The sequence below is a fragment of the Gemmatimonas sp. genome (assembly GCF_031426495.1).
Taxonomy (GTDB): Bacteria; Gemmatimonadota; Gemmatimonadetes; order Gemmatimonadales; family Gemmatimonadaceae; genus Gemmatimonas.
Map to the genome: position 1 here is coordinate 47,686 of NZ_JANPLK010000072.1, position 23,849 is coordinate 71,534.

Here is a 23,849-nt window from a genome sequence, read left to right on the forward strand (position 1 = left end):
CGCTGTCGACTTTGTCTCGGGGGTTGCCTGCGCTCGAAAGAACGTCTAGGCTTCCCTCGTGCGCTGTTGATACGCCGGCGGCATTTCCAAGGCATTTCCAACGCGCTTTTGGACGCCGGCAGAATGGCCCCAAAACGTCGTAAGTCGTTGCAGGATATAGGTCGCTCACATAGCTCAGTCGGCAGAGCACATCCTTGGTAAGGATGAGGTCACCGGTTCGATCCCGGTTGTGAGCTCTTTCCGGTAACCCCGTAAACCGTTCTGGTTTACGGGGTTATTGGTTTTGGACGTACTCGGGGCTCCCTGCGATTTGCTTCCGCTCCCCTCTACAGGGACCGGAATCTGCTGCTAAATCGTCGGATCAGCGCGGGGTCAGGCTGCGCCGGCCGCGCCACTACGTCATCGTGAAGAAGAACGTGGCGCCGTGCCCCGTCGCGCCTTCGGCCCAGATGCGGCCGCCGTGGCGCTCGATGATGCGTTGCACGGCGGCGAGGCCCACGCCTGTACCGTCGAACTCGTTCGGCGCGTGAAGCCGCTGGAACGGCGCAAAGAGGCGATGCGCCTGTGTCATGTCGAAGCCAGCGCCGTTATCGCGCACGAAGAAGACGTCTCGACCATCGACGGCCATCGTGCCGATCTCGATGCGTGCGTGCGCAGCCCGCGCTGAGTATTTCCACGCGTTGCCGATCAGGTTTTCCATGGCGGCGCGCATCAGGCTGGCATCGACATTACAGCGCAGGCCGGGCGCGACCTCGACCGTCACCTGGCGATCTGGGGACGCGAGACGCAGATTCGCCACGATCTCCTCGCACAGCGGCGACAGGTCGATCTCGGCGCGTTCGAGGGGCGCATTGCCCACCTGCGCAAGCGCCAGCAAGTCGCTGACGAGCTGGGTCATGTACGACACTGAGCGCTGGATGCGGGCCAGGCTGTCCACGACTGGCTGCGGCAGATCGTCGCCCACGGACTTCGAGATGACCGCGCAGTTCAGCGAGATCACCGAGAGGGGCGCGCGCAGGTCGTGGCTCACGGTGGCGTTGAAGGCCTCGACGTCATGCAACGAAGCTTCAATGGTACGGGTACGCTCGGCCACGCGGAGTTCGAGCGCGGCGTTGAGCTGCCGCACTTCCTCCTCGGCGAGCTTCCGGTCCGTGATGTCCTGACAGACGCCGACAAGGCGCGTAAGGGCGCCGTCGTCGTCGAGCACGGGATGCGCCCACGTGTGCAGATACCGCAGCGATCCATCGGGGCGGAAGATCCGCTCGTCGTGCGAGTACGGCACGTGCTCGTGGAAGACCCGGTTGGTCGCGTCGATCACCCGCTGCCGATCGTCCGGGTGCACCATGGCGAGGTAGGCGTCATAGCTTGGCGTGTAGTGCGCGCGCGTCATCCCGTAGATCTGGTAGAGCTCGTCCGACCACTCGGCGGTCGGCTCGCGGATGTCCCATTCCCACGTGCCCAGGTGCGCCACGCCCTGGGTATCGACCATCAGCTGTTCGCTGCGCCGGAGGCGGAGCTCGGCGCGCTTGAGCGCCGTGATGTCAGCGCCGATGCAGAGATAGCCCGTGATGGCGTCGCCCTCGCGCAGCGGCGAAGCCGTGTAGGTCGCCCACGCCCGCACGCCGCTTGCACCAAGCTCACCGGCGTCAAAGGTGGCGGCCACTCCACTGGCGAGGACCTGCGCCGAAAGGGCGACGAGGTGCCCGCGCGTCTCACCAGCGAAGAGCCCGGCGGCCGACGCGCCCACCGTGGCCGCTTCGCCCCAGCGCGCGCGGCCTGCGGCATTGACGTAGATGATGCGGCCGTCGGCGCCCGCGGCGTACACCTGGTTCGGACTCGAGTCGAGCGCCCACGTGAGCGCGGCAGTCCTGGAAGCGGAAGGCGGCGAGCTCATGGCAAAGGTTGGGACGAGGGATGCAGGGAAATTGGGAGGGACATGATGTCGAAGCACTCGGCACGCGGCGTGCCTGGCGAGGCGGCTGCCGCAAGATCCCGTTACTGCCGTGGTGTCTGCAAGTGTACTCGGGATAGGAAACTCGACCGGGGTGGTTGAGCATACACCGCGGTCGCTGGCCTCGTGAGCGGCGGCGCGTCGGCGTCGGCGTCGGCGCACGTGCGGGGGCGCGTGACGCCCATCGGCGACCTCGCCGAGCCAGGCTTGTTCCGCCTCGACTTGGCGGATGGTGAGGCTCACGACGAGCACCTGGTTAATAGGACTATTCGTCTCGGAGAGCACGGCCCGGTGCCGCCGCGGGCGAGCGCATGTGGCTCGGCGTCACCAAAATTCGCCCCGAAGCGACATTGCGGATTTCCAATCGATTGCCAGCGACGCTCGTAACCGCACGCTCCCGCCGCCCGCGCTGGTCAGCGGCACTCCATGCGCACAAGGCGAAGCAGTCGGTGGCGCGGGGCTATTGGGCCGGCCACTCCTGTGGTTCGAGTGGTTCGAGCGTCCATTCGGTGGTGAGGCGCATCGCGTTTGTGCTTCTGCGCGAGCTCACGCAAGCGTCAGCGAGCGCGACAGTGCAAGGAAGTGATGGCGGCCACTGAATCAACCCAGTCAAAACCGTCGTCGATCAAACGCGCCTCATCAGACGCATTCACCTGCATGGCGACGCTCACACCTAGCTTCTCGTACCACCGGACCCAACTCACATACCCCGGCATGAAACCGCTATGACCGTACGCGGATCCCAGCGATGTCGAGTCTACATGCACGCCCATACCGCGCCACTGGTGTACCTCTGCGGCAACGCCGTTGGGTTTGGCGATCGCTATGATCCACAACGAATCCGGGAAAATCCGACCACGCCTGAACGCGGTCATAAAATTCGCCAAATCCGTTGGCGTGGACGCAAACCCACCGCCGCCCCATTCAAATTGCGGATTGTAAATCAGTGCGCCGTTGCTCATCATCGCGTCCTGTCCGAACATGCTGCGTTCACCGTCATATCCCACCACAAGACGCTCAATCTTCGTGGATACCGATTGCGCGGTCGCATACAATTGCAACGGCGTGAGTATCTCCTGCTGAATGGCCGCGTACGCTCCCAACGGTTCAATCGCGTCCAGCACCATCGCCAACACGACATAATTCAGATCGCTATACCTGAACGTGCCCGTATCGGGGCAACAGGTGCATGCCGCCGGATCACATCGAGCCAATCATTCGTCTGTCGTTCCCGCGCTGGTTCGCGAATGAGGGCGTCCATAAACGGCCGATCGTACTCGCCAATGCCACCGGTGTGTTTGAGCAGCATGCGCGGGGTAATCCACGCGAATGCTGCGATCCCTGAAGCCGGGAGAAACGTTGCGACAGGGGCATCCAGCGACAATCGTCCATTGCCAGCGTCCCGCAGCGCTAAACCGGCAAAGAACATTTTACCAACGCTGCCGGCCAAGAACCGATCAGACGATGTCAGCGAGTCTCCACTGGCAAGTGATCGCACCCCGTGAACCGCGGTGACTGCACCGGGAAACATTCCCGGCGCGACAATCGCCACGCTGATTCCCGGCACCGGATTCCGTGCATGCATGCGTTGAACCAACGCCTTGGTACGTTCATTGAGTTGTGCGGTATCGCAGGAGGGTCTATGGCAGGCCGTCGTACCCAACAGGATCGCCGCGAACACCGGCGTCAGGGAAATGCGATCACCGCAGCCACGAATCATTTTTTGTACTCCGGCAAAAAGTCTCGGTACGTGGCTACTGCGCGCATGTATATCTGCGACAGCAGCCACCGGCAAACAGTTGTGCCGCTCCGGGGACGCACCTACGCAGCCCAGCAACACCGATGGGGAACGCATCGCGTTGACCGATGCACCGATTGACATAGGGGACAGGGGTATACAAACTTTCCCAAACGCTACCGAGGCGTTGGTCCACCTGCACTCCGGGAGTGATACAAATGCCCCTGACGCCCATGCCGACTTTCGATGACGCGGCGCTCCAAGCCGTCGCCTGCGGCTGCGGTACCCCGGACGAATCCGGACGGAAGGCCGTGGCCGTCGATCCCGACACCAAAACCCGCAATCTCAAGCGGCTCCGTCGCATCGAAGGACAGATCCGCGGGCTTCAAAAAATGGTCGAGGACGAGCGGTACTGCGCCGACATCCTCACCCAGATCTCGTCAGCACACGAAGCGTTGCGCGCGGTCGGACGGGAGCTCATGCGCAATCACCTCAAGCATTGCGCCGCCACGGCCATCGCCGCTGGCGGCGACGAACGCGACGCGATGTACGACGAGCTGGTCGACATGATGTACAAGCACAGCCGCTGATGAACACGCGCCTTCTCCACCCGTTGGGGCGCACGATCCTGACCGTCGCGCCGATGCTATTGGCGACCCCGGCCGCGGGGCAGGCACCGCCAGCTACGGCACCGATTACCGCGCTGCGCTTCGGGGCCATGGCCGAACCGACGGGGCGCACCACCAAGAACGTCACGATTCTCGTGCAGGCCGACACCGTGCTCCGGGTCGGCACTGGTACGGCGATGATTCCGAAAGGCGCGACCGTCATCGATCTTCGGCGCTACACGGCCATTCCGGGTCTCATCGATGTGCACACGCACGTCACCTTCGTGCGCGACAAGGCCACCCCGCTCGCTAACGGACCGCGCTCACGCGATTCGGTCATCGCGGCCGCCGCCACCAACTTGCGCCGCACGCTGGAAACGGGTGTGACCACCGTGCGCGATCTCGGTGCCAGCAATTACGCCGACATCGGCATTCGCGACGCCGTGAACAGCGGCGCGATGATCGGGCCGCGCCTGTTCGTGGCCGGGTACGGTCTCTCCAAGGTGACCACGCCACCGGTGGCCGGTCAGCCGTCGCTCGCGGCGCGCGGTCGCGTACGCGATACCATGGAGATCAAGGACGCGATCCAGGCGCAGGTCGACGCCGGCGCCGACTGGATCAAGATGTACGGCTCCACGGGCACCTACGCGAACACCACCGGAGTGCAGACGTTTACCGACGTCGAAATGCGGGTCGCCGCCGAAACGGCGCACCGGTTCAAGCGTCCCATTGCCATTCATTCCTACGGCGATTCCGGCGGACGTGCGGCGCTCCGCGCTGGCGCGGAATCGGTCGAGCATCCGGCGGGATTTGACGATGCGACGCTCGCCGAGTGGGCGAAACGCGGCACCATGTACGTGCCGACGATCGATCACAATCGGTTCTACGCGGAGAACGCGTCGCTGCTGGGCTACACGCGGGAGCAGGTGGCCGGCCTCGATTCCTTCCGGTTGTACAACCTCGAAACGGCCCGGCGGGCGCACGCCGCCGGTGTTCGCTTCGCGATGGGGTCGGACGCGGTCTGGTGGATGTTCGGCGAGAATACCCGCGAGTTGGGCTGGTTCGTGAAGGCGGGCATGTCACCGGCGCAAGCGTTGGCCACGGCGACGACCAACGGCGCGCTGCTGCTGGGGAAGCCCACCAAACTCGGGCGCATCGCGCCGGGTTTCTATGCCGATATCGTGGCCGTCGAGGGCGATCCGCTGCGCAGCATCAATGTGATCCTGGACGGCGTACGCTGGGTCATGAAGGACGGCCGCGTGGTCGTGGATAAGCGCTGAGGGCGCCCGCGCTTCGTGGTTTATTCGGGTTGCAAATCACGGGTGCATTGCAACCTGCTCTCAGCACGCGACTTGCGAGCGCGTCCGCGTCACACTACGTTGCAAGGCTCACCCCATTCGGGGAGAGATCCATCGGGGAGCCGGAAGACGGCTAAGCGCGCCCAGCGAATGCAGGCGGCGCACCCGGTGCAGAAGACGTCTGTGTGCTGTAGCACGGAGCCGGAACATGGCGCGCGAAAAGATCATTCTCGGTTGCACCGAGTGCAAAAACCGCAACTACTTCACCACCAAGAACAAGCGTCTTCACCCCGAGCGGGTGGAGTGGCAGAAGTATTGCCCGCGCTGCAATGCGCACAAAACGCATAAGGAAACGAAGTAGACATGACGGCTCCCGTCGAGGTTTCCCGTCCGGGACTCGGCACGCGGTTGGTCACGTTCTATCATGACGTGATCGCCGAGATGAAGAAGGTGACCTGGCCCGATCGCCCGCAGCTGCAGCAGGCGACGATCCAGATCATCATTTTCGTGCTGCTCCTTGGTGCGGTGATCGCCCTGGTCGATGTTGCGTTGCAGGCGCTGCTCGTGCGCCTGCCCGCGATGTTGCTCGGCCGCTGACCCCGCATATGTCCTTGTCGATGCTCGAGCACCGGTGGTATACGGTCCAGACCACGTCTGGCCACGAGAACAAGGTGCAGCGCCTGATCCAGCGAAAGATCGACATGGATTCGGCGGCGCCCGAAGATCGCCTGATTCGTCAGGCGCTCGTGCCCACGCAGGAAGTCGTGGAGATCAAGAACGGCAAGAAGGTCACGGTCGAGCGAAAGATCTTCCCGGGCTACGTGCTCGTGGAGATGGTCGCCAGCCAGGACACCTTGCACGAGGTCAACGCCATTCAGGGCGTGATCAAGTTTGTCGGGAAGGAAAAGGAGCCAACGCCGCTGCGTGACGACGAAGTCCGTCGTTTGTTGGGGCAGTCGGATCCGACCGAGGAAGCGCCGACGCGTGAGGAGATTCCATTCCTGATCGGTCAGGCGGTGGCGATTACGGAAGGTCCGTTCGCCGACTTCAACGGCACGGTCGAAGAGATCCTGTCCGACAAGGGCAAGGTCCGGGTGTCCGTCAGCCTGTTTGGCCGACCCACCAGTGTGGAGCTCGATTACCTGCAGTTACGCGGGTACTGAGTTCTTCGCAGGACGTCGCCACCACTCGACGAAAAACACCGTGGTAGCACGACCGCAGCGCCGGATGGTCCGGCCGCGGAACTTGCGATGAGGAAGACGCATGGCCAAGAAGGTCACTGGATTCGTCAAGCTGCAGATTCCTGCAGGCAAGGCGAACCCGGCGCCCCCAGTAGGTACGGCCCTCGGTCCGCAGGGTATCAACATCATGGGCTTCTGCAAAGAGTTTAATGCTCGGACGCAGGGCGGTGATATGATCATCCCGGTCGAGGTCACGATCTACGGCGACAAGTCGTTCACCTTCATTTTGAAGACTCCGCCGGCGGCGGAACTCATCAAGAAGGAGCTCGGCGTTGCAAAGGGCTCGGGTCAGCCGAATAAGGTGAAGGTCGGTACGATCACGAAGGCACAGCTCGAAAAGCTCGCCACCGTGAAGATGCCGGATCTGAACTGCGATTCGATGGAGAGCGCAATCGCCATGATGGCGGGTGCCGCGCGCTCCATGGGCATTGTGGTCAAGGATTGAGTCTCATGGCACAGAACGGGAAGAAGTACCGCAGCGCGAGCGAGCGCCGCGAACTCGGAAAGCCCTATGAGGCCAGCAAGGCGATCGAGATCGTGAAGCAGATGAGCTTCGCGAAGTTCGACGAGACGGTCGAAGTTGCGATCCGTCTTGGCGTCGATCCCCGCCATGCCGATCAGGTGGTGCGTGGCACCGTCGTGCTGCCCGAAGGCACGGGTAAGACGATGCGTGTCCTCGTCATCGCGGCGGGTGCCAAGGTGCAGGAAGCGCAGGACGCGGGCGCCGATTACGTCGGCACCGAATACCTCGCCAAGATCAAGGAAGGCTGGTTGGACTTCGACGTGCTGATCGCCACGCCGGACCAGATGGGACAGCTCGGCCAGCTCGGCCGCGTCCTGGGTCCTCGCGGCCTGATGCCGAATCCGAAGGCGGGCACCGTCACGTTCGACGTGGCGAAGGCCGTCAAGGAATCGAAGGGCGGTAAGATCGAGTTCCGCGTCGACAAGGGGGGCAATGTGCACGCCCCGATCGGCAAGGTCTCGTTCGGACCGGAGCAGCTGGCGACCAACCTCGCCGCGCTGATGGATACCATCGTTCGCTCGAAGCCGTCCGCGGCGAAGGGCGTGTACATTCGGAACGTCGCGATCTCGAGCTCCATGGGACCTGGCGTCACCATCGACACCACGCCGTACCGGTAAGAGGGAGACGCAACCATGAAAGCCAAGGCCAAGGCCAAGAAGAGCGACAAGCAGCTCCTTGTTGACAGTCTGAGCGCGAAGCTCGGATCGGCGCAGGCGCTGTTTTACACCGACTTCACCGGTTTGAACGTGAAGCGCATGACGGATCTCCGTCGCCGCCTGAAGAAGGCGGGTGTCGAGTACGTCGTGATCAAGAACACGCTGGCGCTCCGGGCGGTCAACGAGAGCGGGCTGGTGTCCCAGCGTCTGAAGGGCCCGACGGGGGTGGTGGTGGCCAAGGATGGCATCACTGCGGCCAAGGTCCTCTCCGATTTTGCGAAGGAGAACGATCAGCGGCCGTCCGTGAAGGGCGGGATCTATGAGGGCAACGCCGTAGACGAAGCAATGGTCAAGAAGTTGGCCTCGCTCCCGACGCGCGACGAAGCTCTGTCGATCTTCGCTGGCTACCTCAACAGCATCCCGATGATGTTTGCCCTCGCCCTCGACGCCCGCAAGTCGCAGCTCGAAGGCTCCAACTAAGTCCCCAGGCGTTCGCCTGATCACACGCCCCAGGCTCCCTGGGGGGCATTTACGGAGAGTACGACCATGGCTAACACGACCCTGAGCAAGGACGAGATCCTCGACGCGATCGGCGCGATGAGCGTCATCGATCTGTCCGAGCTCATCGAAGCGTTCAAGACGAAGTTCAACGTCACGATCGCCGCAGTTGCGGCGGGCGGCGGCGGTGCGGCGGCCCCGGCGGCCGCAGTGGAAGAGCAGACGGAGTTCGCGGTCATCCTCAAGGAAGCCGGCGGCAAGAAGATCCAGGTCATCAAGGTCGTGCGCGAGCTGACCGGCCTGGGCCTGAAGGAAGCCAAGGACCTGGTGGACGGCGCGCCGAAGGCCGTGAAGGAGAACGTCACGAAGGATGAAGCCGCCGCGATCAAGGCCAAGCTCGAGGCCGAGGGCGCGACCGTCGAAGTCAAGTAAGGCTTCCGACCGTTCTTCGTTTTAACTGCAGTTCCGTCGTTGTAACGCTCCTCCCCGGGGGAGCTGGTCACCGAAAAGTGACCGGCTCCGTCGGGGACGGAGCGCTTTGCGCCCCCGGTATCGCCGGATTCGGTGCACCCCGCACGTGGGTGAGCCCCTAAGGATATGATGAACCAGATCTCGTTCGCGAAGCTCGAGACGGGCATGGATATGCCCCATCTGCTCGACATCCAGACGCGCGCCTTTGAGTCGCTGCTCCAACTGGATGCTGCCTCGCAAGAGCGCGAGGATGTTGGCCTCGAGCGTGTTTTCAAGGACCTGTTCCCGATCTCGGACGTCCACGAGAATTTCTCGTTGGAGTTCGTTCGGTACAGCCTTGGTGAGCCCAAGTACTCTGTCGCCGAGTGTATCGAGCGCGACATGACCTACTCGGCGCCCCTCAAGGCCACGTTGCAGCTGGTCATCTTCGAGGATACCGGGGACGGCAAACGCCCCCGCAATATCATCGAGAAGGAAGTCTATCTCGGCGAGCTTCCGCTCCTGACCGAGCTGGGCACCTTCGTGATCAATGGCGCCGAACGCGTCATTGTCTCACAGTTGCACCGCTCTCCCGGTGTCGTGTTCGAAGAGAGCACGCACCCCAACGGGCAGCGGCTGCTCTCGTCGCGCATTATCCCCTTCCGGGGATCGTGGGTCGAGTTCACCGTGGACATCCACGATGTGATCTACGTCCACATCGACAAGAAGAAGAAGTTCCCGGCCACGGCGCTCCTGCGCGCGTTCGGCTACGGCGAGAACCGGGACATCCTGCGCCTGTTCTTCGCCGAGCGCGAACTCGATCTCACGATGAAGCGTGAGACGCGTATCGAACTCCGTGAGCTGCTCGGTGCCATTATCGCCGAGGACATCACCCTCGAAGGTGAAGTCACGCCCGATGATGCGCCCAAGGCCAAGACCAAGAAGGCCAAGGCCGAGCGCGAGCGCGCTGAGGCGGAGCTGCTGGTGCGTGAGGGAGACGAACTGACCGAAGAAGTACTCAACCGCCTCGTGCGGCAGGGTCTCGACAAGGTCAAGGTCTTCGCGTCGTACACGCAGATCGACCTGCGCGACGAACAGGACGCGATCGACCGCGGCGAGCGCGAAGTGCGCCGCACGCTGGCGCGCGACGTCGTCGATGCCGACACCGGTGAGGTCGTGGCCGAAAAGGGCGCGGTTCTCGTCGATGCCGTCATCAAGCGTATTCGCAAGGCCGACCTTACCAAGGTGCAGGTCTTCGTTGCCTCCGGCCGTGCCGAGTCGACGTTGATCAAGAACACCCTGGCGAAGGATCCGACGAAGCACGAGGAGGAAGCGCTCAAGCAGATCTATGCGCTCCTCCGACCGGGCGACGCGCCCAACCGCGAGACGGCCAAGCAGGCGCTCGAGCGTCTGTTCTTCTCGCCCAAGCGCTACGACCTCGGTCGTGTCGGTCGCTACAAGATCAACCAACGTCTGCGTCTCAACACGTCGATGTCGACCACCGTCCTCACGAAGGAAGACTTCGTGGAGATCATGCGCCAGCTCGTGGAACTCCACGAAGGCCGCGGCGATGTGGACGATATCGATCAGCTGGGCAACCGTCGTATCCGCTCGGTGGGTGAGTTGATCGCCAATCAGTTCTCCGTCGGTCTTTCGCGCATGGCGCGACTGGTCAAGGAGCGCATGTCGATCAACACCGATCCCGAGAAGATCTCGCTCGACGATCTCGTGAATGCGCGTACCGTGTCCGCCGTCATTCAGGCGTTCTTCGGCTCGTCGCAGCTCTCGCAGTTCATGGACCAGACCAATCCGCTCGCCGAACTGACGCACAAGCGTCGCTTGTCGGCGCTCGGACCTGGCGGCCTCACGCGCGAGCGTGCCGGCTTCGAAGTGCGAGACGTGCACTACTCGCAGTACGGCCGCATGTGCCCCATCGAAACGCCGGAAGGCCCGAACATCGGCCTGATCACGTCGCTGGCCTGCTACGCCCGCGTGAACGATCTCGGCTTCATCGAGACCCCGTACCGCATCGTGAAGGACAGCCGGGTGACCGGCGAAATCGTGTGGCTCGACGCGAACCGCGAAGAAGACGCGATCATCGCGCAGGCCAATTCGAAGCTCAATCCCGACGGGACGTTCGTCGATGATCTCGTGCTGTCGCGTAAGCGTGGTGACCTCCCGCTCACGCCGCCGGCCGACATCGATTACATGGACGTGGCGCCGGAACAGCTCGTGTCGATCGCCGCCGCGCTCATTCCGTTCCTCGAGCACGACGACGCCAACCGCGCGCTGATGGGCTCGAACATGCAGCGTCAGGCGGTACCGCTCCTGAACCCGCGCACGCCGTTCGTTGGCACTGGCCTCGAAGCGACGGTGGCCGTCGACTCGGGTGCCGTCATCATCGCGCGTCGTCCGGGTATCGTGACCAGCGTGACGGCCGACGAAATCATCGTCGATGCCGGCCTGATCGAGGGCGCGGTCGATTCCGATCGTCCGCTCGCGCGTCTCGGCCATCTCGACCGCTACAAGCTCAAGAAGTACTGGCGCACCAACCAGGACACCGCCATCAACCAGCGCCCGCTCGTGCGTATGGGGAAGACGGTGGCAAAGGGTGAGGTGCTGGCCGACGGTGCCGCCACGGAAATGGGGCAGCTCGCGCTTGGCGCGAACGTCACGGTGGCGTTCATGCCCTGGTACGGCCACAACTTCGAAGACGCCATCGTGCTCTCCGAGCGCCTGGTGAAGTTCGACGTGTTCTCGTCGATTCACATCCAGGAACTCGAACTGCACGTCCGCGACACGAAGCGTGGTCAGGAAGAAATCACGCGCGAAATTCCGAACGTCGCCGAAGAGTCGCTGGTCGACCTCGACGAGCGTGGCATCGTGCGTATCGGTGCTCAGGTGAAGCCAGGTGACATCCTCGTCGGCAAGATTACTCCGAAGGGTGAAACCGAGCTCTCGCCCGAAGAGAAGCTCCTCACCGCGATCTTCGGCGAAAAGGCCAAGGACGTGAAGGACAGCTCGCTCAAGGTGCCGCCCGGTATGGAAGGCGTGGTCATCGACGTGAAGATCTTCTCGCGCGTCGAAGACCAGGTCGTGGAAAAGGATCGTGGTGAGCGCATCGGTGAAGTGCGTCGTCTCGAGGGCGAGGAGAAGATCCGCGTCAACGAAGTGCGCGACATGGAACTGGCCGCGCTGCTGGACGGCGAGACCATCTCGCTGGCCCTCAAGGCCGGCACGGTGGAAGAGGCGATCGCCGCCGGCACCACCCTCACGAAGGACACCCTGAGCGGCTTGCGTTTCGCGACGCTCGACCTCAAGACGTTCCGCGTCGAGAGCAAGAAGGCCAACGATCGCGTGCGCGAAATCATCGATGCCGCGAACGAAGAGAAGGCCCGTATCGAAGAGCGCGCCGAAGAGCGCATCGACCGCATTCTGCAGCCCGATGAGCTCCCGCCTGGCGTGATCCAGCTGGTCAAGGTGTATCTGGCCGAGAAGCGTAAGATCTCGGTCGGCGACAAGATGGCCGGACGTCACGGGAACAAGGGTATCGTGGCCCGCATCGTCCCCGAAGAAGACATGCCGTTTATGCCGAACGGCCGTCCGGTGGACATCGTGCTCAACCCGCTCGGCGTGCCGTCGCGCATGAACGTCGGACAGATTCTCGAAACCCACCTTGGGTGGGCCGCGAAGCTGCTCAACTTCTACGCCAAGACGCCGGTATTCGAAGGCGCGAACGAGCGCGAAATCGGCTTGCTGATGAAGCTCGCTGGTCTCCGCTGGGCGCGTGAAACGCTCGAACTCGGCGCGTCGTCGTTCGACGCCACGCCGCAGGATGTGCGTCACTTGCTGTCCGACATCAAGCCGGATCGTCGTCTGCCGGATAAGGTCGAGTTGCTGGGCGATGCCAACCTGAACGACTTGTCGATGAAGGTCATGTCGGCCGAAACGAAGGCGCTGTTCAGCCGCGTGAAGGAGTTCGTGACGCAGGGTGCCCGCACCGTCGCCGAGCGCGAGCTCGACGGCGTGCGTGCGTCGCTGGCGATCCACCAGACGGCCGAGGGAGAGGCGGATGCCGATCTCAAGGCGGGTATCGCGTCGCTCGAGGCCGAAGCGGCCATGAGCCCGGTGGAGACGCTCCTGCGCATCGGCCAGCCAGCGCTTGCGGCCGTGCTTGCCGGCAAGGATGTCGATGTCGATGCGGCGGGCTCGGAGCTCATCCGCCTGGCGGGCCTCACGCCCACGGGTAAGGTGCGTCTGCGAGACGGTCGTACCGGCGAAACGTTCAACGCGCCGGTCACGGTCGGCGAGATCTACGTGCTGAAGCTCAGCCACCTGGTCGACGACAAGATCCACGCGCGCTCGATCGGACCGTACTCGCTCGTCACGCAGCAGCCGCTGGCGGGTAAGGCGCAGTTCGGTGGACAGCGCTTCGGAGAAATGGAAGTGTGGGCGCTCGAGGCCTATGGCGCGGCGCACACGCTGCAGGAAATCCTCACGGTCAAGTCCGACGACGTGAACGGCCGGAGCCGTGTCTACGAGGCGATTGTGAAGGGTCAGAACCTGCCGGAGCCGGGTATCCCGGAATCGTTCAACGTGCTGGTGAAGGAACTGCAGGCGTTGGGTATCAAGGTCACGCTCGGCGCCAGCGATGGCTCCGGTCATGAGTTGATCGACGCCGGCGGCAACGGTAACGGCGGGGAGGAATAACCATGATCGACTTCCGCAGCTCGCGCGAAGCCCGCGCGTCCGCGTTCGACTATATGTCGGTCCGAATCGCCTCACCCGAGGAGATCCGTGGACCGAAGGACCCGAAGGAGCGCGAACGGCTGGAAATGGCCGGTTTGCGCACCTGGTGGTCGTGGGGCGAAGTCACCAAGCCCGAAACCATCAACTACCGCTCGTTCAAGCCCGAGAAGGACGGCTTGTTCTGCGAGCGCATTTTCGGTCCGGTCAAGGACTGGGAATGCCATTGCGGGAAGTACAAGCGCATCCGCTATCGCGGCGTGATCTGTGACCGCTGCGGCGTGGAAGTCACGCTCAGCAAGGTCCGGCGCGAGCGCATGGGTCATATCGAATTGGCCGTGCCGGTCGCGCACATCTGGTTCTTCAAGACCCTGCCGTCCCCGATGGGCAACCTGCTCGACGTCACCCTCCGTGACCTCGAGAAGGTGATCTACTATTCCAACTACATCGTCATCGATCCGGGCTCGCAGGAAGTGCGTGAGCGCCAGCTGCTCGACGAAGACGAGTACCTGACGCTACGCCAGAAGGCCAAGGCCGACGGCGATGCGGCGTTCCAGTGCGACATCGGTGCGCCGGCCGTGCGTGAATTGCTCAAGCGTCTCGACGTCGATACGACGGCCGAGGAGCTGCGCGCGTCCGTCGTCGGTGAGACGTCGCAGCATCGCAAGAAGCAGATGCTCAAGCGCCTGAAGATCGTCGACGCGTTCCGCACCAGCGGCGAGGGTGGAGAAATCCGCAACCGTCCGGAGTGGATGATCCTCGACGTGATTCCGGTAATCCCGCCCGACCTGCGGCCGCTCGTGCCGCTCGACGGTGGTCGCTTCGCCACGTCCGACCTGAACGATCTGTATCGTCGTGTCATCAACCGTAACAACCGTCTTCAGAAGCTGATCTCGCATCGCGCGCCGGAAGTCATCCTGCGCAACGAAAAGCGTATGCTTCAGGAAGCGGTGGACGCGTTGTTCGACAACGGCCGTCGCTCCAAGGCCATTCGTGGCCGTGGCAAGCGTCCGCTCAAGTCGCTGTCCGACATGCTCAAGGGCAAGCAGGGCCGGTTCCGTCAGAACCTGCTCGGCAAGCGCGTGGACTACTCGGGCCGTTCGGTCATCGTCGTGGGTCCGGAGCTCAAGCTGCACCAGTGCGGCTTGCCCAAGGCCATGGCGCTCGAACTCTTCAAGCCGTTCATCATCCACAAGCTGGTGGAGAGCGGTGAAGCCGAAACCGTGAAGCGCGCCAAGAAGATCGTCGAGCGTGAGAACGCGATGGTCTTCGAAGTGCTCGAAGGCATCATCAAGGATCACCCGGTGCTGCTCAATCGCGCGCCGACGCTCCACCGTCTGGGTATCCAGGCGTTCGAGCCGGTGCTCGTGGAAGGCAAGGCCATTCGTATTCACCCGCTCGTCTGCGCGGCGTTCAACGCCGACTTCGACGGTGACCAGATGGCCGTGCACGTGCCGCTCTCGTTCGAAGCCCAGATCGAGGCGCGCGTGCTCATGCTGTCGTCGAACAACATTTTGAAGCCGTCCGACGGACGCCCCGTGGCCGAGCCCTCACAGGACATCGTGTTGGGTTGCTACGTGGCCACGAAGGCGCCGACAAGCTTCGACAACATCACCATGAAGGACCCGGTCGCGGTGGCCAAGCTTCCGTCGATGACGACCCTCGCCGAAGTGGAACTGGCGATCGCGAACGGCCGCGCTACGTACCAGACGCCGATCCGGTGGCTCGACAAAACCGAAGAGGGCGTGACGTGGATCCCGACGACCACCGGCCGCGTGCTGTTCAACGCGATCGTGCCGAAGGGGCTGCCGTTCCTGAACAAGGACATGAAGAAGAAGGCCCTCGGCGAACTCGTCTTCCAGAGCTACCGGAATGCGGGCCTCGCGGAAACGGTGGCGCTGCTCGATCGCCTGAAGGAGTTCGGTTTCCGCAACGCAACGCGTGGCGGTGTTTCCATCGGTATCGAAGACCTGCACATCCCGAAGGAAAAGGAAACGTTGCTCAAGGAAGCGTCGGAGCGTGTCGAACGCTTCCAGCGCGCCTACGCCACGGGCAACATCACGAACGGTGAGCGCTACAATAAGGTCATCGATACGTGGACGCACGCGAACACGGACGTCGCCGACGCCATGGTCAAGACCATGCGCGAATCGCAGGGTGGCTTCAATCCGGTGTTCATGATGTTCGACTCCGGCTCTCGTGGTTCGCGCGACCAGATCCGTCAGTTGGCTGGTATGCGCGGCCTGATGGCCAAGCCGCAGAAGAAGCTCACGGGTGGTATCGGCGAAATCATCGAAAATCCGATCAAGTCGAACTTCCGTGAAGGCTTGTCGGTGCTCGAGTACTTCTCGTCGACGCACGGAGCCCGTAAGGGTCTGGCCGACACGGCACTCAAGACGGCCGACGCCGGCTATCTCACGCGTCGACTCGTCGACGTGGCGCAGGACATGACGATCCAGGAAGAGGATTGCGGGACGATCCTCGGCCTCGACACGGCGGCGCTGAAGGAAGGCGAGGACGTGATCGAGCCGCTGGCCGAGCGTCTGGTCGGTAACGTGGCGGCCGAGGATATCCTCGACCCCATGGAACGCGATGAGGCGGGACGTCCGCGCATGCTGGCTGAGGCGGGCACGCTGATCTCGGAAGAGACGGCGCAGCTCATCGAAGATTCGGGCATCGAAACGGTGAAGATCCGTTCCGTGCTCACCTGTGAAGCGAAGCGCGGCCTGTGCCGCATGTGCTACGGTCGCAACCTGGCCACCATGCAGATGGTGGATCTGGGCGAAGCGGTCGGCATCATCGCGGCGCAGTCCATCGGCGAGCCGGGTACGCAGCTCACGCTCCGTACCTTCCACGTCGGTGGTACGGCCTCGCGTATCGCCGAGCAGACGATCAAGCGCGTGAAGTACGACGGCGACATCGTCGAGTACGGCGATCGCCTCGTGTACGTCATCAACAAGGACGGAGACAGCATCGTCACGTCGTACGAAGGCGACGTGAACATCAAGTCGGCGAAGGATGGACACGTGCTCGCACGCGTTCAGGTGCCGCTCGGTGCCACGATGCTGGTGCCCAACGGTGGCAAGCTGGTGCGCGATGAAGATCGTCGTGACGCCCGCCTGTTCTCCTGGGACCCGTACACCAACCCGATCATCGCCGACGTCGAGGGAACGATTCGCTTCGTGGATCTCGTCGAAGACGAGTCTTTGTCGGAAGAGCTCGACGAACTGACCGGTTTGCGTCAGCGCGTCGTGATCGAAGACCGCGAGAAGAAGCTCCACCCGCACATCGAGATCTGGCAGTCCAAGGGCGGCAAGGAGAAGCGCGTGCGCGACTTCATTCTGCCCGTGGGCGCCATCATCACGATCGAGGATGGACAGGAAATCACGGCCGGTCTCACGATCGCCAAGGTCAGCCGCGAGGCGTACAAGACGCGCGACATCACGGGTGGTTTGCCGCGAGTCGCCGAACTGTTCGAAGCGCGTCGTCCGAAGGATCCGGCTACGATCTCCGAGATCGACGGCTTCGTCCGCTTCGGCGAAATCAAGCGTGGCAAGCGTGAGGTGTTCGTGCGCCCCGCCAGCATCGAGAACGGTCAGTGGATCGTCGACGAGGCGCAGGCGGAGCAGGTGTACGAAGTGCCGTCGGGCAAGCACTTGCGTGTGCACGAGGGCGACCGCGTGCGCGCCGGTGACCGTATCTCCGAAGGTCCGGTCAACCCGCACGACATTCTGCGCATCAAGGGACCGCGCGCGGTACAGGAGTATCTGCTGAACGAAGTGCAGGAGGTCTATCGCCTGCAGGGCGTGAAGATCAACGACAAGCATATTGGCGTGATCGTCAAGCAGATGTTGCAGAAGGTGCGTATTGTGGAGTCCGGCGATACGGAGATGCTCGAAGGCGAGCATGTCGATCGCGCCGCGTTCCGCCTGGGCAACGATGCGGCCAAGAAGGCGAAGATCCGTCCGGCAACGGCGGAACCGCTCCTCCTCGGCATCACGAAGGCCTCGCTCACCACGCAGTCGTTCGTGTCGGCGGCTTCCTTCCAGGAAACCACGCGCGTCCTCACCGACGCGGCCATTCGTGGCTCGCGCGACGACTTGCTCGGTCTCAAGGAGAACATCATCATCGGTCACCTCATCCCTGCCGGTACGGGTATGTACCGTTACCAGGAAGTGGATGTGGAATCGGATGCGCTCCCCGAGCCGGAACCGCTGCCGGAAGCCCTGGAGCCGAACTTCGAAGCGTTGCTGCCGGCATTCGAGCCGAGCGCGTTTACGATGCCGGATCTGGAGTAGTCGCTGAGTACTGATACAGAAAAGGGCGGTCCCGCATGGGGCCGCCCTTTTCGTTCCTGATCCCTAAAAAGCCCAGTATTCAGTGCTGAGTGGTCTGAATTCAGGCGCCAGACTGGGTATAGTGGTCAGAGTTCAGCAACGGCAGTGCACAGTGTTGAGCGGTTGTCTAGCCGATACGCCGCAGGCGTTTGCGCAGGCCGTAGAGCATCATTCGGATTCCACAGCACTCATCGAGGAGTGGGTCGATCTCGGCGTCGAATAGTGCCAGCGCTTGCGCGAGGAGCATCTGCTGCTCGACTTCATTGGCGGACCCAATGGCGTGACCTACGAATTGCGCGAACTCGGCCCGGGTATCCTTGCCCGCGCCTTCACCAACGTTGAGCGCGATGGAGAGTGAGGCGCGGAGCATCTGGTTGCGCAGCCCCGGGGAGGTTCGGCCGATAAGACGCTCCCTCCGTTCGACCGCGCGATGCAGGTCAACGGCGAACGCGCGCGCCCGCGCAAGCACCACGAGGTTATTCGGGTTGTTCGGCATGGAGCGAGGATATGCCACCCGCCGCCAAGTGCGTGACCCTTCGTACGCACCCGACACCATCCCCACGCACCACCAAACCCGCTCGGTACTGTGGACTGTCGTTGCTGAACTCCGAACACTATACCCAGTCTGAAGCTCGAACTCAGACCACTCAGCACTGAGTACTGAGGCAGTTCAGTCCAGCGGCCCGCGCGTCCGTCTCAGTCGACTCACCTTCGCCGTGTCCAGCCACGCATTCACTTGCGTCGCCGCGACCGGAAAGGCCTTCCGTGGATCCGCCGCCGACGCCATGGCTTCCGACATGCGCGTGAAGCGTCCATCGCGCACATCGGTGAAAATCGTGAGCACAACCACCGAGTCCCCGCGCGTACTGACCATGCCGCTTACGACGTAGTCGGCTCGTAATCCCCAGCCCACGCTCATGCGGTCGGGCGGCATGTTGCGCGTGGCGCGGTCGGTGAGTTCGTCGGAAACCACGTCGTACTTGTCGGTGGGCAGCGCGGCCCGCACCTGGTGCGCGACCTCCCGCGTGATACCCGTGAACTCGCGTTTGCCGGTCGCGTTGGAGTAATTCGTCACGACGACGCGCACCCGCCCGTCGGAGGGCGGCGCCATCATTGGCGTCAGCGTCATCGGCGCGCGTGGCACGTCGATGCGCGCCGACTGCGGCAGGCGCATCATGGCGCTGTCCATGTGCAGCAGCGCGCGCGCGAGCGAGTCGGCGAAGATGCGCCCCACTTCGGCCATCAGCAGCTCGCGGTCCACCGAGGTCGTCACGCCGTTCGCGCTGCGCACGAAGATGCGTGTTTTGGATTTCGGTGCGGACATGCCGGGAATGTCGACGGTCGGCGCCTGGGTGGCCGTTGCGGTGGCACTGCGCTGTACGGTCGCGGCGGCGGCCTGTCGCTTGGTGACGGCGGCGGCGATCGCCAGCGATTCCGCGCGCGTGAGCACCACGGCCACCGGCATCGGGTTCGCGCCGTCACTCAGGTCGCGGTACACGGTGTCCACGCGAGCCGCTCCCGTTTCCGGCGGCGCCACCGACATCGTGCGCGCGCGATCCCCGCCGGGGCCGGCATCGCGCGCGTCGGGCATCGAATCGGCGGCCGCAAGCGCCGCGTCGCGCTGCGCGCGTTGAATGCGCTGAGCGGCCACGTAAGAGCCCACCGCGATCACGATTCCGCCGACCAGCATCGCCGCGCGCGCCCCGGTCCGAGAGCGCGTACGGCGTATGGGCAGGGCCGGGCCGCTCGACATCGGCGGCAACGCTTCGAGCTCGGCGAGGAGCGCCCGCGCCGATGCCGGCCGCTTGTTGGCGTCCTTCTCGAGACACTGCATGATGAGCCGCGAGAGCGGCTCGGGAATGTCGGCGTAGGAGAGGTGCGGTGCCGCCGGCATCTGGGTGAGCTGGGCCGCCAGGGTCGCTTGTGGCGAGCTCCCCGAGAACGGCGAACTGCCGGTGAGCAGTTCGTACGCCAGCAAGCCGACGCCGTAAATGTCGACGCGGTGATCCGCTGCCGGATCGGCCGCCAATTGCTCTGGGGCCATGTAGGCCGGCGTCCCGATCGCCATGCCGGTACTGGTGCCGCCGTGTACGGGAATCGACGCGCTCAGCGCCTTCGCCACTCCGAAGTCCGTGACCAGCGCGTGCATCCCCGTCGTCAGGATGTTGTCGGGCTTGATGTCCCGATGCACCACCCCACGCTCGTGCGCGTAGGCCAGCGCGTCGACCACGTCGTGCAGGATGCGTACGACATCGCGCGGTGCGAGACGCTTCGCCTTGTTCAACGTGCCGCGTAGGGATTCGCCTTCGATGTACGGCATCGAGAACCACAACAACCCGTCGTCGTCGCCGGCGGCGAGCAACGGCACGATATGCGGATGCTGCAGTTGCGCCGCTAGCTGAATCTCGCGGCGGAAGCGCTCCACGTTCACACCGGCCGCCAGCTCGGGCGGCAGCACCTTCACCACCACGCGGCGCTGCAGGGCGCGTTCCGTGGCCACAAAGACACGGGACATGCCGGCGCCGCCGAGTTCCCGTTCGATCAGGAACTCGCCGTCGAGGGCGCGTTGGAGTCGGGCTTGGAAGTCGCTCACGGCATACTCACGGAAAACCAATGGTCCGGTGTGGTCACTGCGCGTCACCCTCCAGTCTACCACCGGAGGTGACTCGGGACCTGATTCGCGCACCTTCCTACCCTCAGGTACGTTTCCCCGGTCCCGCTGTTAAGACACCCGCAGGAGCCGGCAGCGATGCCGCGGAGTTCCCAATGCGTACGTCCAAACGTCTGCTGGCGATTCACCGCTATGCCCGGCGTCGTGCCCCCGTGGTGCTGTCCGCGATCGTCTTGCTCACCGCGGTGACGGGCTGCGCGAGCACGTCCGCCAGCAAGAGCGGGGACTTCGGCACCGGCAGCGTGCAGACGGCGATTATTCAGAACGCGCAGGGCGCCGCGACCGGGATCAACATGGTCTCGACCACGGAGGTCAATAGCGCGCTGATCAACGCGCCCGTCGAGAAAGCCTGGGCGGCACTGCAGGAAGCCTACGCCACGCTCACGATTCCCGTCACCGAGTTGAACCAGCAGACGCGGACCATCGGAAACAACACCTTTCGGGTCCGGCGCCGCATCGGCGATGTGCCGACGATGCGGGCGCTGGATTGCGGTGGCGACTCGGGGATGCCTAACGCCGAGACGTATCAGCTGCTGCTGACGGTCAAGTCTCGGATCATCCCGAACGACGCCGGCGGCAGCGTCGTCCAGACCACCCTCGAGGGAACGGGGAAGAACGCCACCACGGCGGCCAGCAGCGATGTCCGCTGCTCGTCGATGGGCGCCCTCGAAAAGAAGATCGCCGACCTGGTCAAAGCCAAAGTCGCGGCCAAGTAGGCGGCTCGGCCTGCCGAAGCTTGCCACCCCCGGTTGACCCACCCGCCGACCCGGACTAAGCTTAGGGTTCTGTTCCGTGCCGCCGTGGCCTCCTGTACCTCTGGCTGCGGCGATCCACGTAGATGTCGGAGTTCGAACACCCGGTCGGTCAGGCCGTCCGGGCAACCATACTAGAATGCCTACGATCAATCAGCTGGTCCGCCGCGCCCGTAAGGACGTGGTGGAGAAGTCCAAGGCGCCCGCGCTGAAGAGCAATCCGTTCAAGCGTGGCGTGTGCACGCGCGTCTACACCACGACGCCCAAGAAGCCCAACTCGGCGCTGCGCAAGGTTGCGCGTGTTCGTCTCACGAACCAGCTCGAGGTGACGGCCTACATCCCCGGCGAAGGACACAACCTGCAGGAGCACTCGATCGTGCTCGTGCGTGGTGGTCGTGTCAAGGACCTTCCCGGCGTGCGTTACCACATCGTTCGCGGCACGCTTGACGCATCGGGCGTCAACGGCCGTAATCAGAGCCGTTCGAAGTACGGCACCAAGCGCCCCAAGAAGGGCGCCGCGGCTGCTGCAGCCGCCAAGGGAGGTAAGAAGAAGTGAGCCGCCGCAAAAGCGCAGTAAAGCGCACCGTACTTCCTGACGCTCGCTACGACAGCCAGACCGTCTCGAAGTTCATCAATAACCTGATGATTCAGGGCAAGAAGTCCACCGCCGAAGGCATCTTCTACGGCGCGATGGACATCGTGGAAGCCAAGACCAGCCAGCCGGGTGTGGGCGTGTTCAAGCAGGCGTTGAACAACCTCAAGCCGGTGGTCGAAGTGAAGAGCCGTCGCGTCGGCGGTGCCACGTACCAGGTGCCGGTCGAGGTCCGTCAGGATCGTCGCTCCGCCCTCGCCATGCGCTGGCTCATCGGGTATTCGCGCGACCGCAACGAGAAGTCGATGGCCGAGAAGCTGGCTGCCGAAGTGCTCGCTGCAAGCCGTGGCGAAGGCAATGCGATCAAGAAGAAGGAAGACACGCATCGCATGGCTGAAGCCAACAAGGCGTTCGCGCACTATCGCTGGTAGCAACGCAGCGATTGGCTGTTGGACCAAGGTCGGGTCACACAGCCGGCACGATTATTTCAACTGCCTCGGGATATCCCGGGGCAGTTGTCGTTTCGGTGCTGGCATCGTCACAGTTTCGGCCTCGTTGTTTTACTGACGGCATGAAGCGTTGCCCGCCTGAAGTGACCGCGTCAACTTGATGTGGTGCGCTGCCTCACTACCGAGGTCGCGAAACGGCAAACCCGACGGAAGTCGGGGACGCAAAGCTTCGGGGCTTACACGTGGTCCGCCACGTCAGCCGGCCGAGTTACCGAACGAACCCGCTCGCGGAGTTGCAGTGCTCAATCGCGCGATGTCGCACTCCCGACTCATGGCCCTCTCTGGGGCGATGCTATTGCTGGCATCCTGCCGGTCGGCCAACCCGACCACGGCGCTGGATCCCAACGGTGGCAGTCGGGTGTCTCTGGATGCGATGGTCTCCGGACCATCGATGCGTAACGACGCGGCGTCGCAGCTGGCCGTGCTCCGCTACGCGAATCGCCTTCCCCGGATCGACTTCCCGACCGTCCGCCCGGAGTGCCTGACGCAAGGCGAAAACTTCGGGGCGTGGACCGTGCGCTTCGACGGATACGGCTGTGTGGCCGTGGACGGCGAAGGACGGCAAGCGTCGCTCGCGATGGGCCCCAGGGCGGCGCAGAAGGACTACATGACCCACGCGCCGATGGTACTCGGTCCGCAGTACGGCAGCCGCCTGGTGATGCATACCCGCCTCGAGACGACGGCACAGCTGCGCAACGGCACCCCGAACCCCTGGGAAGTCGGGTGGGTCATCTGGCAGTACACCGACGATCAGCGCTTCTACTACTTCATTCCGAAGCCCAACGGCTGGGAACTGGGTAAGCGCGATCCCGCGTACCCGGGCGGTCAGCGATTCCTGGGCTCAGGCTCGGAGCAGACCTTCCCGATCGGCCGGACCTACGACGTCACGATCGTTCAGGTCGATGCCGCGATTGCGGTGTTCGTCGATGGCCACGAAATCGTCCGGCTCCGCGACCAGGAGAGCCCGTATCGGAAGGGGCGCATCGGCATCTATGCCGAAGATGCGACGGTCAAGGTGCACTCGGTGCGGGCGCTCTAGCCCGCGCCTCGCCGCCGCTTCGGTTGCCAGATGATGGCCCTATCACTTATGCGGCATCGTGTGGCATGGCCTGAAGGCGAGCTGAGACCAGGAATCCGCTTGCGGTGACCTTACCCGCGTTTGTGACGTCTATCGCAGAACGTCACACCGCTGGTATTGTCATGCACTCAACATCCCGTGAACCGGCGGACCCAGCCTGGGGTCGCCAGATCCGACTGCTAGGATTCGGTTCACGGGGGA

General features: G+C 63.6%; 20 protein-coding genes, 1 tRNA gene and 1 riboswitch. Of the genes, 16 read left to right on the forward strand and 5 right to left on the reverse strand.

Annotated elements, in window-relative coordinates; genetic code table 11:
• Nucleotides 1–163 precede the first annotated feature (163 nt).
• Nucleotides 164–236 (forward strand) — tRNA-Thr (locus RMP10_RS17925).
• Between the two features lie 158 nt (nucleotides 237–394).
• Here RMP10_RS17925 and RMP10_RS17930 read toward each other — a convergent pair.
• The 3 genes from RMP10_RS17930 to RMP10_RS23455 form a co-directional block, all read right to left on the reverse strand.
• Nucleotides 395–1,894: an ATP-binding protein gene (locus tag RMP10_RS17930; protein WP_310571519.1), complete on the reverse strand. Its 1,500-nt coding sequence runs from the start codon at nucleotides 1,892–1,894 to the stop codon at nucleotides 395–397.
• A 614-nt stretch (nucleotides 1,895–2,508) separates the two neighbouring features.
• Nucleotides 2,509–3,078, reverse strand: a complete 570-nt coding sequence (locus tag RMP10_RS23450; RefSeq protein WP_345785826.1) for a serine hydrolase — start codon at nucleotides 3,076–3,078, stop codon at nucleotides 2,509–2,511.
• 17 nt (nucleotides 3,079–3,095) lie between these two features.
• Complete coding sequence (locus tag RMP10_RS23455) at nucleotides 3,096–3,671, reverse strand: serine hydrolase domain-containing protein (RefSeq protein WP_345785824.1); 576 nt, start codon at nucleotides 3,669–3,671, stop codon at nucleotides 3,096–3,098.
• 236 nt (nucleotides 3,672–3,907) lie between these two features.
• On the opposite strand from RMP10_RS23455, the gene RMP10_RS17940 reads away from it, so the two are divergent.
• The 11 genes from RMP10_RS17940 (at nucleotide 3,908) to rpoC (ending at nucleotide 18,007) form a co-directional block, all read left to right on the forward strand.
• Nucleotides 3,908–4,279 (forward strand): metal-sensitive transcriptional regulator, encoded by a 372-nt coding sequence (locus RMP10_RS17940; RefSeq protein WP_310571520.1) that lies wholly within the window; start codon nucleotides 3,908–3,910, stop codon nucleotides 4,277–4,279.
• Nucleotides 4,279–5,577 (forward strand): amidohydrolase family protein, encoded by a 1,299-nt coding sequence (locus RMP10_RS17945; RefSeq protein ID WP_310571521.1) that lies wholly within the window; start codon nucleotides 4,279–4,281, stop codon nucleotides 5,575–5,577. Before RMP10_RS17940 ends, RMP10_RS17945 begins: the two co-directional genes overlap by 1 nt.
• 226 nt (nucleotides 5,578–5,803) lie before the next feature.
• Complete coding sequence (gene rpmG / locus RMP10_RS17950; protein ID WP_309671425.1) at nucleotides 5,804–5,956, forward strand: 50S ribosomal protein L33; 153 nt, start codon at nucleotides 5,804–5,806, stop codon at nucleotides 5,954–5,956.
• 2 nt (nucleotides 5,957–5,958) lie between these two features.
• Nucleotides 5,959–6,192 (forward strand): preprotein translocase subunit SecE, encoded by a 234-nt coding sequence (gene secE, locus RMP10_RS17955; RefSeq protein WP_171225359.1) that lies wholly within the window; start codon nucleotides 5,959–5,961, stop codon nucleotides 6,190–6,192.
• An 8-nt stretch (nucleotides 6,193–6,200) separates the two neighbouring features.
• A complete protein-coding gene (gene nusG / locus RMP10_RS17960; protein WP_310571522.1) occupies nucleotides 6,201–6,758 on the forward strand; it encodes a transcription termination/antitermination protein NusG in 558 nt (185 codons plus the stop codon).
• 100 nt (nucleotides 6,759–6,858) lie between these two features.
• Complete coding sequence (rplK, locus tag RMP10_RS17965; RefSeq protein WP_171225357.1) at nucleotides 6,859–7,281, forward strand: 50S ribosomal protein L11; 423 nt, start codon at nucleotides 6,859–6,861, stop codon at nucleotides 7,279–7,281.
• Between the two features lie 5 nt (nucleotides 7,282–7,286).
• Complete coding sequence (gene rplA / locus RMP10_RS17970) at nucleotides 7,287–7,976, forward strand: 50S ribosomal protein L1 (protein WP_309671423.1); 690 nt, start codon at nucleotides 7,287–7,289, stop codon at nucleotides 7,974–7,976.
• A 15-nt stretch (nucleotides 7,977–7,991) separates the two neighbouring features.
• Nucleotides 7,992–8,495, forward strand: a complete 504-nt coding sequence (gene rplJ / locus RMP10_RS17975; RefSeq protein ID WP_310571523.1) for a 50S ribosomal protein L10 — start codon at nucleotides 7,992–7,994, stop codon at nucleotides 8,493–8,495.
• 66 nt (nucleotides 8,496–8,561) lie between these two features.
• Nucleotides 8,562–8,945 (forward strand): 50S ribosomal protein L7/L12, encoded by a 384-nt coding sequence (rplL, locus tag RMP10_RS17980; protein WP_206044686.1) that lies wholly within the window; start codon nucleotides 8,562–8,564, stop codon nucleotides 8,943–8,945.
• 168 nt (nucleotides 8,946–9,113) lie between these two features.
• Entirely contained in the window at nucleotides 9,114–13,673 is a 4,560-nt protein-coding gene (gene rpoB, locus RMP10_RS17985; protein ID WP_310571595.1) for a DNA-directed RNA polymerase subunit beta, read from the forward strand.
• A 2-nt stretch (nucleotides 13,674–13,675) separates the two neighbouring features.
• Nucleotides 13,676–18,007, forward strand: a complete 4,332-nt coding sequence (gene rpoC / locus RMP10_RS17990; protein ID WP_310571524.1) for a DNA-directed RNA polymerase subunit beta' — start codon at nucleotides 13,676–13,678, stop codon at nucleotides 18,005–18,007.
• A 166-nt stretch (nucleotides 18,008–18,173) separates the two neighbouring features.
• Here the strand turns inward: rpoC and RMP10_RS17995 are convergent, their stop codons facing one another.
• Nucleotides 18,174–18,542, reverse strand: a complete 369-nt coding sequence (locus RMP10_RS17995; protein ID WP_310571525.1) for a four helix bundle protein — start codon at nucleotides 18,540–18,542, stop codon at nucleotides 18,174–18,176.
• 174 nt (nucleotides 18,543–18,716) lie between these two features.
• A complete protein-coding gene (locus RMP10_RS18000) occupies nucleotides 18,717–20,639 on the reverse strand; it encodes a serine/threonine-protein kinase (RefSeq protein WP_310571526.1) in 1,923 nt (640 codons plus the stop codon).
• Between the two features lie 173 nt (nucleotides 20,640–20,812).
• Between RMP10_RS18000 and RMP10_RS18005 the strand changes: the two genes are divergently transcribed.
• The 4 genes from RMP10_RS18005 to RMP10_RS18020 all read left to right on the forward strand — a co-directional run bounded on the left by RMP10_RS18005 (nucleotide 20,813) and on the right by RMP10_RS18020 (nucleotide 23,609).
• Nucleotides 20,813–21,433, forward strand: coding sequence for a hypothetical protein (locus RMP10_RS18005; RefSeq protein ID WP_310571527.1), 621 nt, complete (start codon nucleotides 20,813–20,815; stop codon nucleotides 21,431–21,433).
• A gap of 175 nt (nucleotides 21,434–21,608) precedes the next feature.
• Complete coding sequence (gene rpsL / locus RMP10_RS18010) at nucleotides 21,609–22,025, forward strand: 30S ribosomal protein S12 (RefSeq protein ID WP_171225350.1); 417 nt, start codon at nucleotides 21,609–21,611, stop codon at nucleotides 22,023–22,025.
• Complete coding sequence (gene rpsG / locus RMP10_RS18015) at nucleotides 22,022–22,492, forward strand: 30S ribosomal protein S7 (protein WP_309669974.1); 471 nt, start codon at nucleotides 22,022–22,024, stop codon at nucleotides 22,490–22,492. The genes rpsL and rpsG overlap by 4 nt, the downstream gene beginning before the upstream one ends.
• 204 nt (nucleotides 22,493–22,696) lie before the next feature.
• A riboswitch (cyclic di-GMP riboswitch) is annotated at nucleotides 22,697–22,786 on the forward strand.
• Nucleotides 22,787–22,823: 37 nt separating this feature from the next.
• A complete protein-coding gene (locus tag RMP10_RS18020) occupies nucleotides 22,824–23,609 on the forward strand; it encodes a hypothetical protein (RefSeq protein WP_310571528.1) in 786 nt (261 codons plus the stop codon).
• Nucleotides 23,610–23,849 lie beyond the last annotated feature (240 nt).